This window comes from Arthrobacter sp. efr-133-TYG-120 (assembly GCF_030209785.1).
Lineage (GTDB): Bacteria > Actinomycetota > Actinomycetes > Actinomycetales > Micrococcaceae > Arthrobacter.
In genome coordinates this window covers 1-8,468 of the sequence record NZ_JARVRI010000009.1, presented here as the reverse complement: position 1 = coordinate 8,468, position 8,468 = coordinate 1, and the positions used below count along the sequence as shown (strand labels likewise).

The 8,468-nt window shown below is 60.5% G+C and carries 7 protein-coding genes and 1 pseudogene; 4 read left to right on the top strand and 4 right to left on the bottom strand.

The features are described from left to right. The 4 genes and pseudogenes from QRN51_RS05680 to QRN51_RS23455 all read left to right on the top strand — a co-directional run. Window positions 1-1,292: MFS transporter (locus QRN51_RS05680; protein WP_284988992.1), on the top strand; the 1,292-nt coding region annotated here is incomplete at its 5' end. Window positions 1,293-2,979: 1,687 nt separating this feature from the next. Further along, window positions 2,980-3,447 carry an IS110 family transposase gene (locus QRN51_RS05675; protein WP_284988990.1) on the top strand — a complete coding sequence of 156 codons (468 nt, stop codon included), beginning with the start codon at window positions 2,980-2,982 and terminating at the stop codon, window positions 3,445-3,447. Next, window positions 3,384-3,740, top strand: coding sequence for a transposase (locus QRN51_RS23225; protein ID WP_350224960.1), 357 nt, complete (start codon window positions 3,384-3,386; stop codon window positions 3,738-3,740). Before QRN51_RS05675 ends, QRN51_RS23225 begins: the two co-directional genes overlap by 64 nt. After that, a pseudogene (locus tag QRN51_RS23455) lies at window positions 3,655-3,849 on the top strand (hypothetical protein); the annotation flags it as partial. The gene QRN51_RS23225 and the pseudogene QRN51_RS23455, both read left to right, overlap by 86 nt. 195 nt (window positions 3,850-4,044) lie before the next feature. Here QRN51_RS23455 and QRN51_RS05670 read toward each other — a convergent pair. From QRN51_RS05670 to QRN51_RS05655, 4 genes are read right to left on the bottom strand one after another with little or no spacing between them, the layout of a single operon-like run. Continuing rightward, window positions 4,045-4,461 (bottom strand): RidA family protein, encoded by a 417-nt coding sequence (locus tag QRN51_RS05670; RefSeq protein WP_284988989.1) that lies wholly within the window; start codon window positions 4,459-4,461, stop codon window positions 4,045-4,047. A 27-nt stretch (window positions 4,462-4,488) separates the two neighbouring features. Then, window positions 4,489-6,012: a sugar ABC transporter ATP-binding protein gene (locus QRN51_RS05665; RefSeq protein WP_284988988.1), complete on the bottom strand. Its 1,524-nt coding sequence runs from the start codon at window positions 6,010-6,012 to the stop codon at window positions 4,489-4,491. After that, a complete protein-coding gene (locus QRN51_RS05660) occupies window positions 6,009-7,109 on the bottom strand; it encodes a sugar ABC transporter substrate-binding protein (protein ID WP_284988987.1) in 1,101 nt (366 codons plus the stop codon). The genes QRN51_RS05665 and QRN51_RS05660 overlap by 4 nt, the downstream gene beginning before the upstream one ends. Before the next feature lie 12 nt (window positions 7,110-7,121). Next, window positions 7,122-8,186: an ABC transporter permease gene (locus QRN51_RS05655; RefSeq protein WP_284988986.1), complete on the bottom strand. Its 1,065-nt coding sequence runs from the start codon at window positions 8,184-8,186 to the stop codon at window positions 7,122-7,124. Between the last annotated feature and the right edge of the window lie 282 nt (window positions 8,187-8,468).

Sequence of the window (8,468 nt, the reverse complement as noted above, 5' to 3'; positions counted from 1 at the left end):
CAGACGTCGAAGTGCAACAAAAATCCCGGAGGGTACGACGTGCTGCCCTCTCCGGATTCTTTGGCAGCGCGCTGGAATACTACGACTTCATCATCTACGGCACCGCTGCAGCCCTTGTCTTCGGCAAGGTGTTCTTCTCCAGCATGGAAGGTGGAGCAGGGGCTCTGGCGTCCATCGCCACCTTCGGCGTAGCCTACGTCGCCCGTCCGTTCGGCGCCATCTTCTGGGGCCACATCGGTGACCGCCTTGGCCGCCGACTTGCTCTCATGCTCTCAGTCGGCTTGATGGGGTTTGCTACCTTTTTCGTCGGTGTCCTTCCCTCCTACGAAACAATGGGAATGGCAGCACCGATCCTGTTGGTCTTTCTGCGGATTCTTCAAGGGATCTCAGCGGGCGGCGAAGTACCAGGGTCCAGCAGTCTGACCGTAGAACATGCTCCCGATGGCAAACGAGCTTTCTATACCGCTTTTTCCATGAGCGGTATGCAGCTCGGCATGTCATTGGGCCCGTTGGTCTTCCTGCCCCTCGCCGCCCTGCCGCAGGAGCAATTGCTCTCCTGGGGCTGGCGTATTCCGTTCCTCCTCAGCGGCGTCCTGACTGTCGTCGCATACCTAATGAGGCGAAACCTTGAAGAACCAGAAGTTTTCAAGGAAGTGCGCGAAGAAGGCAAAACAGATAGCCTGCCCATCGTCACTCTCTTGCGCTACCACTGGAAGGCCGTGCTCCGCGTACTTGTCTGCAGCTGCATCAACGTCGTGGGGAGCATCTTCAACGTGTTCACCCTGGCCTACGTGACGCAGAACCATGGCGTATCAAGCGTCATCATGCTGATAGCAGTGTCTGTGGGCAACATCGGGGCCGCGATCATGGCACCCGTAGTAGGCATATGGGCCGATCGCTTCGGCCGACGCCCCGTCTACATCATCGGCGCCTTGGGTGCCAGTTCGACATTGTTCGTCCTTTTCAACGCTATCGACTCCGGCAATGTCGTCCTTCTGCTGGTCGCTGCGGTCCTCGGCATCAGCCTCTTCTACAGCATGGCCATCGGCGTCGGAGCCGCATACTATGCCGAGCAATTCCCCTCCAAGGTGCGGTACACAGGCATGGCCGTGGGTCTCATGCTCGGACTGGTGGCCGCTGGTTTCGCCCCCACCGTCGCCCAAGCTCTTGGTGCCGGGCCGAGCTCCTGGCAGCCGGCAGTGTGGTTGTGCGTGGCAGTTGGGATCCTTGGTGCCATCGCGGCCTTCGCAGGACCTGAAACCAGCCACAAGACCACACGTGAGCTCGGCTAGCAGCACCACCAGATGGGCATAGTCAAGGAATCAGCATCATCCCTGACGGTTAACGCAGACGATCAGGAGAGTCTGAACCATGACCTGAGCAAGGCTATCGAAACTGCAGAGCTTGAGGCACAACTAATGGGAGGCGCAGGAGTGTTGATCACCCAACACGACTACTGGTCCTATACCGTGACCCCAACATTCGAGGTCCCGTTCGGCCAGAGAACGGAACAGCGGCAGTGGCTTACTTCTGCATAACAGAATGAAGCATAGCTAGCAAAGTTCCTTCGTGAACTTCTCCCCCAGGCACCGGAACCTCCCACCTCTCGCAACGTGGGAGGTTCCGGCTTTCGCCGTTGACTACAGCCGCATACGTCCATTTGCACGGCGAGGCCGCAATCTTCATGGGACGGATAATTACCGGCAGTCCTGCTCAAATCGATCGTCTTGAGAGTTCTGACCCGACCCATAACATGGCAAACACTCGCGATTCCAGGGCAAATTTCGGATCAGATTTTGCAATCACGGCGGGACACCTTGTTCGTGTTGACGCCGACGGGACGGAGCAAGGGCCATAAATGCCAACTGAAAGTGAGGCCACCGACCATTGTGGAAGGCCCGAGTATATGCCGGCGGATCCGGTGGACCGGATGGTCTATGAACCGGGCCAGGCGATGCAGTGCGATTTGTGGTTGCCCATGAGCCGCTGCCGCTGGGTCACGGGCAGGAGAGCAAGCCTCCGTTGGTGACGACGAGCGCGCTCTCCGGATACATCCAATGCCAGGATGCTGCCGACCCGCACGGCCTTTGATCTGCTGGGCGGGATGTGGTTGCTGCTGCAGGAGGCCGGTGCAGGTGCCTGAGCACCTGGTTTGGGACAACGAATCAGGGATCGGCCAGGGCAGGCAGACTGAGCCGGCGGCGGCGTTCGCCGGCGTGCTGGGCTGCGAGATCCGGCAGTTGCCGCCATGGAATCCGGAATCCAAGGGCATCGTGGAGCGGATGAACGCCTACTTCCGCCAGCGCTTCGTGCCCGGCCGGACGTTCGCGTCCCGGCTGGATTTGAACGACCAGCTCGCCGACTGGCTGCCGCGTACCAACGGCCCCACTCCCGGACCCGGCACAGCCGCCCGGCCGAGGGCTTGTGAACCATCTCGAGTTGATGCCGCAGTCTTCTGCGAGAGAGATAGTGATTATGCCCGAAGTTCGGAGTCGATGCAGAATCGCTGGGCCCTTGGGTTGTGCAGGCCCAGGTCGATGCCGGTGAGAAGACCGGTCCGAGCAGTGACGACGTCAGGGGAATCAAGCGGCTTCGGGCTCAGGTGCGGGACTTGAAGGAGTCCAACGAGAACACTGTGAGTCTTGAGGTGGCCCCGGAAGGGCTGATCCGGAAGGGTGGGTGCCGGCAGTAAGAGGTGCCTCCCGAGAATACTGGCCGCAACCACGCGTGCCTTCCGTTTGACGTGACCCTCGAACTGCCGGCGCCGGCCTGATCTGTCACCGGTTCTGGCTTGATTAGGAGCTTGTCCGCCCCCTCCGGGCGTGACCCGTCACAGTGCTGCCGCGGTGAATGATCTGCTTTCCCGGCTCAGCGTGAACCGTATCCGCGAGCTTGATGAAAGGACCACGGCAATGACGACACTGGCAGAGGACTATGACTACGTGATCGGCGGCGATCCGGGACACCATCGACCTGGCGGTGCTGGATACAGCCACCGGCGGACTGCGCGCCCACCTCGAGGCGCTGGCCGACGGCGCCGGATACGCGCGCATGCTCGACTGGGCCACGGACCATGCACCGGGCCGCCGGGTCTGGGCGTTGGAGGGAACGGGGAGCTGCGCCGCCGGACTGGCCGGGGAACTGGCCCTGGCCGGTGAGGCTGTCGTGGAAGTCGGTGCCCTTAAACGCGCCCGCGGTGCCAAGAACGACCGGCTCGACGCGGTCCGCGCTGCCCGGACCGCGATGGCCCGGGAACACCAGTCAAGTCCGCGGGTCCGTGGGCTGCGCGAAGCGATCAGGGCCCTGGCAGCCACCCGCCAGGCAGTGCTCGTCAGCCGGGCCAAGGCCATCAACGAACTCAAAAGCCTCATCGTGGTCTCACCCTGGAAGCCAGCAGCGGCCAATGCACCCGGCACCGCCTCAACCGCGGCGAAGACCGCGCCCTAAACCGGGCACTGCACACCGTCGCGATCACCCGTATCAGATGCCACGCCGAAACCCGGGCATACGAAGCCCGTCGCACCCTCCAGGGCAAAACACACCGCGACATCCGCCGCTGCCTCAAGCGCACCTTGGCCGGCACCTCTACCGCGGCATGGAAGCCGCGGCAGCCTCTCATTCAGTGCCCTCGGAGAGTTGAGAAACATAGGAGCATCCAATGGCCTACTCCGTCAGTACTGCCCGAAAGGGACAGACCCTGGCGTCCACCGCAGGGAACACCTCGCTACGGTCGCCGCTGAACTCAACCGGCGCCCACGCGAAATCCTAGGTTGGCAAAGTCCCATGGAGCGCCTGGCTGGACTGGCTTCACCCTCGACGAAAACCATAAACCGTTGCAACGATCGCTGAAGGCCGCCGCCCGAGAAATGGCTCACTTTCCGACCAGCGCTGACAAGAATACTATGCTCGAGAAATCGTCTCGTTACCCGACGCCGCCGCCAACAAACAGGCGACATGATTCCCGGGGCGGTTCAATCTGTTCTGCCATGTCATGCAAGACACGCGGTTGCATAGCAACCGCGTGCCTTGGGCTGTTAAGATCGCCTACTCGGCGATTTCCGCGTACGCCTCAATCTCGACCAGAGCGCGGTTGTCCGCGAGCTCAGTCACTCCCACCGTTGTGGAGGTCGGTGGTTCCCCTCCGAAGAACTTCACCCACTCCGGCAATCCTTGTTCAAGGTAGGAGGCCATATCGATGACGTATGTCTTCGTTCGCACCACGTCGGCAGGCGTGGCCCCGAACTCCTCTAGGGAGCGTCGAATGTGCTCAAGAATGCAACGGGTTTGAACACCCACGTCCCCTTCCCCCACTAGCTGCTGCTTCTCGTCAAATGGAAGTGTGCCTGCAACGTGGATGGACCGAGTGCCAACCGTGCTGGTCACCTGGCTGTAGATCGGTCCGTCGACGGACGGGAGCCTGCGCACGTACAGGCCTTTGGGATTACGGCGTTCAACGGTCATTTCATTACCTCTCTAGTGGTGTAGTTCTCAGGGCAGTGCATCGTGGAGCATGCGGTTGTACGTTGCCTCGTGATTCGGGTAACTTGCTGAAGGTCGGCCGAGCTTCATGACGTGGATAACGTCGGCGATCTCGAGAAGCTCATCAAATTCTGCGGACGCTACGATCACAGTCCGGTCCGGTCGCTCCGCGGCCCTTCGGAGCAGAGCGATAATCTCCCGCTTCGCGTTGACGTCAATCCCTTGAGTCGGTTCCTCGACGATCATGACTCGTGCGTTGCTCTCTAAAAGGCGCGCTAAGGCGACCTTTTGTTGATTTCCGCCACTAAGAGAGCCAGCGGTCGCTTCGGCATCGCGCGGATGTATCTGCAGTTCGTCGATGTATCGCCGAGCGATCGATTTCTCCTGGGTGGGCCGGCGGAAGCCCATCCGCGTGAACCACTCATGGTCCTTGGTCTTGGATAGAGGTGAAAGAACTATGTTCTGGCGAACGGTTGAACTTCCGACGACCGCAGCTTCACGCTGTGCTGGAACCAGTGCGATGCCAGCTGCCCTCGCGGCGAGCACCGAGCCAGCGGAAATCGGACGGCCATCGACCTCGACCGTGCCGGTTCTCGGTACCCACCCAGCTATCGCATGGACCAACTCGCTGTAACCGGAGCCTTGGATACCGGTTAGACCGACAATCTGGCCCCCGTGAGCGGTGAGAGTATCAAGGAACGCTCCTCGACATTCGACATTTTGAAGCCGGAAAAGCTCAGGTCCATAGCTTTTTTCACGTTTATCAATGACAGCCTGGGTGGTGCCACGCTTCCGCGCCATCACCTCGACCAGTTCGCTGCGCGTCACTTCTCCCCGGGCGTACGAGGCGACAACCTTGCCGTCCCGCAGAACTGTGATCCTATCCGAGATTTCGAGAACCTCATCGAGGCGGTGGCTGATGTAGATCACTGCCCTGCCGTGACTGTGCAAGTCTCGGATTGTGTCGAGCAGCCGCTCAGAGTCCGGCTCAGAAAGAACGGCCGTTGGCTCGTCGAGCAACAAGACGGATCCTGGTTTCAATAGTTGCTGGGCGATCTGGACCAGACGCAGTTCGCTGACGGTCATGGAGTCAGCGAGCGAATCGGGCGTGAATCGCGCGCCAGCCCGGCCCAGCGCCTCGTTCACTGCTTGATGGTCCCGATTTGCAAGTCGGCTCCTCGAAACCCAGAAACGCTCCGTCCCGAGGGTGATGTTGCGTCCGACTGGCATGCCGGGCACGACGACGACATCCTGGGGTACCGCGCTTACGCCGGCGGCACGGGCCGCACCCGGGGACCTGAATGAGACGGATTTTCCGTTGATCCGGATGTCCCCGCTGTCCGGGGTGTACACGCCCGTGAGCAGTTTGATCAGAGTCGACTTTCCGGCCCCGTTCTCGCCGACGAGCGAGTGGACCTCCCCCCGGGCCACCGTGAATGAGACATTATCCAGGGCACGTACGCCGGGAAAGCTCTTCGTCAGACCGACCACTTCGAGCGCAAATCCGGTGCCGGCGGTATGGGTCTGAGTCATCCCTTGTCCCTAATGGGCTGCATTTCCGCCTTGGCCTCCCGCGTATCGAGGTTGTCCTTGGTGTAGTACGGCGCGGGAAGGCACGTAGTCTTGGGCGGCGTGTCACCGTTCAGGAGCTCAATCGCGCGAGTGACGCCGACTTTGCCCATTGGAATTGGTTCGACGCTGATGACGCCGCTGAGAAGGCCCTTTTTCAGTGCGTCGACCGACTCCGGTTCAAGGCCTGTCGCGACGTAGGGTAGTCCTCGATACTGGCTCGGGAGTGCAGCTGGAGGAAGAAGGAGGTAGTAGCCGCCTGCAATCCATTTGATGTCGGGGTGGGTCTGCACCGCGTTGTTAAAGGATTGCAGTCCGGCCGCGGGGTCAACCAGCTGGGTGGGGGCATCTGCGATCGTAAGCTTCGGGAACTTGGCCTCAAGCTGGTTGCTGAAGCCCACGGTACGCTTCAAGGACCAGGTTGCCGTCGCTGGACCGGCCATATAGATGCCCTTGCCTTCGTGGGCTACGCTGCCGAGGTGCTCAGCAATTGTCTCGCCGAGTGTGATGTCGTCTTGAAGCACAGTTACGGCGTCGGCATTAACCTCGCTGGAGATGTTGACGACCTTGACCCCCGCGGCCTTGGCCTTTTCGACGACTGCGACGGACCCTTGAATGTCTGATGGCACGAGCACAATTGCGTCGGCGCCCTTCTGAATGGCATTCTCGACCTGCTGCAGCTGCGTCGCAGGGGAGCTGTACCCCTCACCTGCTACCACCGTCAACTCGACGCCAGACGCATCTGCCGCTTGCTGAGCTCCGTAGGCCAGACCCTGGTAGTAGAACGTAGACATGCTCACATTCAAAAGGGTGATCTTGTAGGGTTTCTTTGCCTTTGGGACCTTCCAGTCGAGAAGAACATCGCTGGTGGCTGGAGCGAAGTCACACTTCAGGCGTTTGTTGACGAGCGCTTCTGTCTTTGCGCCCAGGTTGCTCCCGGCGGCCGGCGAGTTGTTCCCGCCCGCACCGCACCCTGTCACGGTGGCAACAAGAGCGGCCACGAATGCCACGCACAAGCCACGCGGTAAAGTTTTGCCTGCAGAGAATCGGAAATTCTTCATTTTTTCTCCTAGCTAGTGTTCGTTTGAGGGGGATAGGCCACCCGCACGGGAACGGCCACGGGTTAGGGCACGGAACGCCGCCAGTCGACGGGCTCCGGCGTTTCGAAGCGGCTCCACAAGTACGGCACCGACGATGACTGCACCGACGAACATCTGCTGGAAAAACTGGGACAGGCCCGCGATGTCCAAGCCCGTGGTGAGCACTGTCAGAAGCGCAACGGCCAAGACCACCCCAGTCAAACGTCCTGCGCCACCACCGATGCGCATCCCGCCCATCACTGCTGTTGCAATCGACAGCAGTTCGAAGCTCGGTGCTATGTTGGCTTGACCGACGCTGACACGTGCCGCCAGCATGATGCCGGCGACTCCGGCAAGCATCCCGCATAATGTGTAGGCAAGAATCCCATACCGTACGACCGGGACGCCGGCCAGGAGGGACGCAGCGCGCCCGCCGCCGATGGAATAAAAGTAGAGGCCGGGCCGGGTTCGATTAAGAACCAGCCATGCTAAGCCCAGAACGATCAGGCTAATGCCCACCGCCGATGGGATAGGACCCCAGTCAGCTGCACCAACTTGCCGCAGCCCCTCCGGGAGCCCGAAGACGGATTGGCCTCCGCTGATCTGATTTGTTAGCCCCGTGAGGAAAGTTAACATGCCAAGAGTGGCGATGAAGGGCGAGACGTTTAAGTAGGAAACCAGAATGCCGTTGACAAGTCCCACGACGGCGGCAGCAAGAACTCCTGAGAGAATCCCGGTCCAGAGTCCATATTCGAGCATCGCTTGGCCTCCAACGACGCTGGCAAGTCCCATGTTTGCGGCGACCGAAATGTCGAATCCGCCCACGAGCAACGTGAAGCTTTGACCAATCGCGACAACCAGCAGCACTGCCCAGACGCGCGACATGTTCTGAACATTGGAGTCAGTGGCGAAGACAGGAAGAGCGGCAGCAAAGATTGCAATCGCGGCGATAAGTGCGAATGCAACTTGTGACTCAACGGCAAAACGCGTGATGAACCGGCTGGCCCGCCGGCCCAGGGTTTGCGGCTCTCCGGTTCCTGGACCAGCTGTCCCGGTCATGATTCCGTCCTTGGTGGAGGTCATTGCCGGCGCTCCAGGTGTCCGGAATTTTCAGGGGCTGAACTCTTAGAGGACGCAGGGAGTCGGCCAATTCTGACCACCAATCCCCCTTGTGTACCAGTGCATGTGGACATCAAGTCTCCTGGGGTGTGTATTGCGGGCGGAAGATTAAATAGGGCTTTGGGCGTCGAAGGACTCTGGGCGGTTTGCCGGGTCGTTTTTCGTGGCCCAAATCAGGACCTCAACAAGACGGCCGGCTATCAGTATGCGATTCACATCACA

Excerpts from the sequence above, each read along its gene's own strand:
- QRN51_RS05655 (WP_284988986.1), bottom strand. The coding sequence starts at position 8,186 with ATGACCGGGACAGCTGGTCCAGGAACCGGAGAGCCGCAAACCCTGGGC.
- QRN51_RS05665 (WP_284988988.1), bottom strand. The coding sequence starts at position 6,012 with ATGACTCAGACCCATACCGCCGGCACCGGATTTGCGCTCGAAGTGGTC.
- QRN51_RS05670 (WP_284988989.1), bottom strand. The coding sequence starts at position 4,461 with ATGACCGTTGAACGCCGTAATCCCAAAGGCCTGTACGTGCGCAGGCTC.
- QRN51_RS05660 (WP_284988987.1), bottom strand. The coding sequence starts at position 7,109 with ATGAAGAATTTCCGATTCTCTGCAGGCAAAACTTTACCGCGTGGCTTG.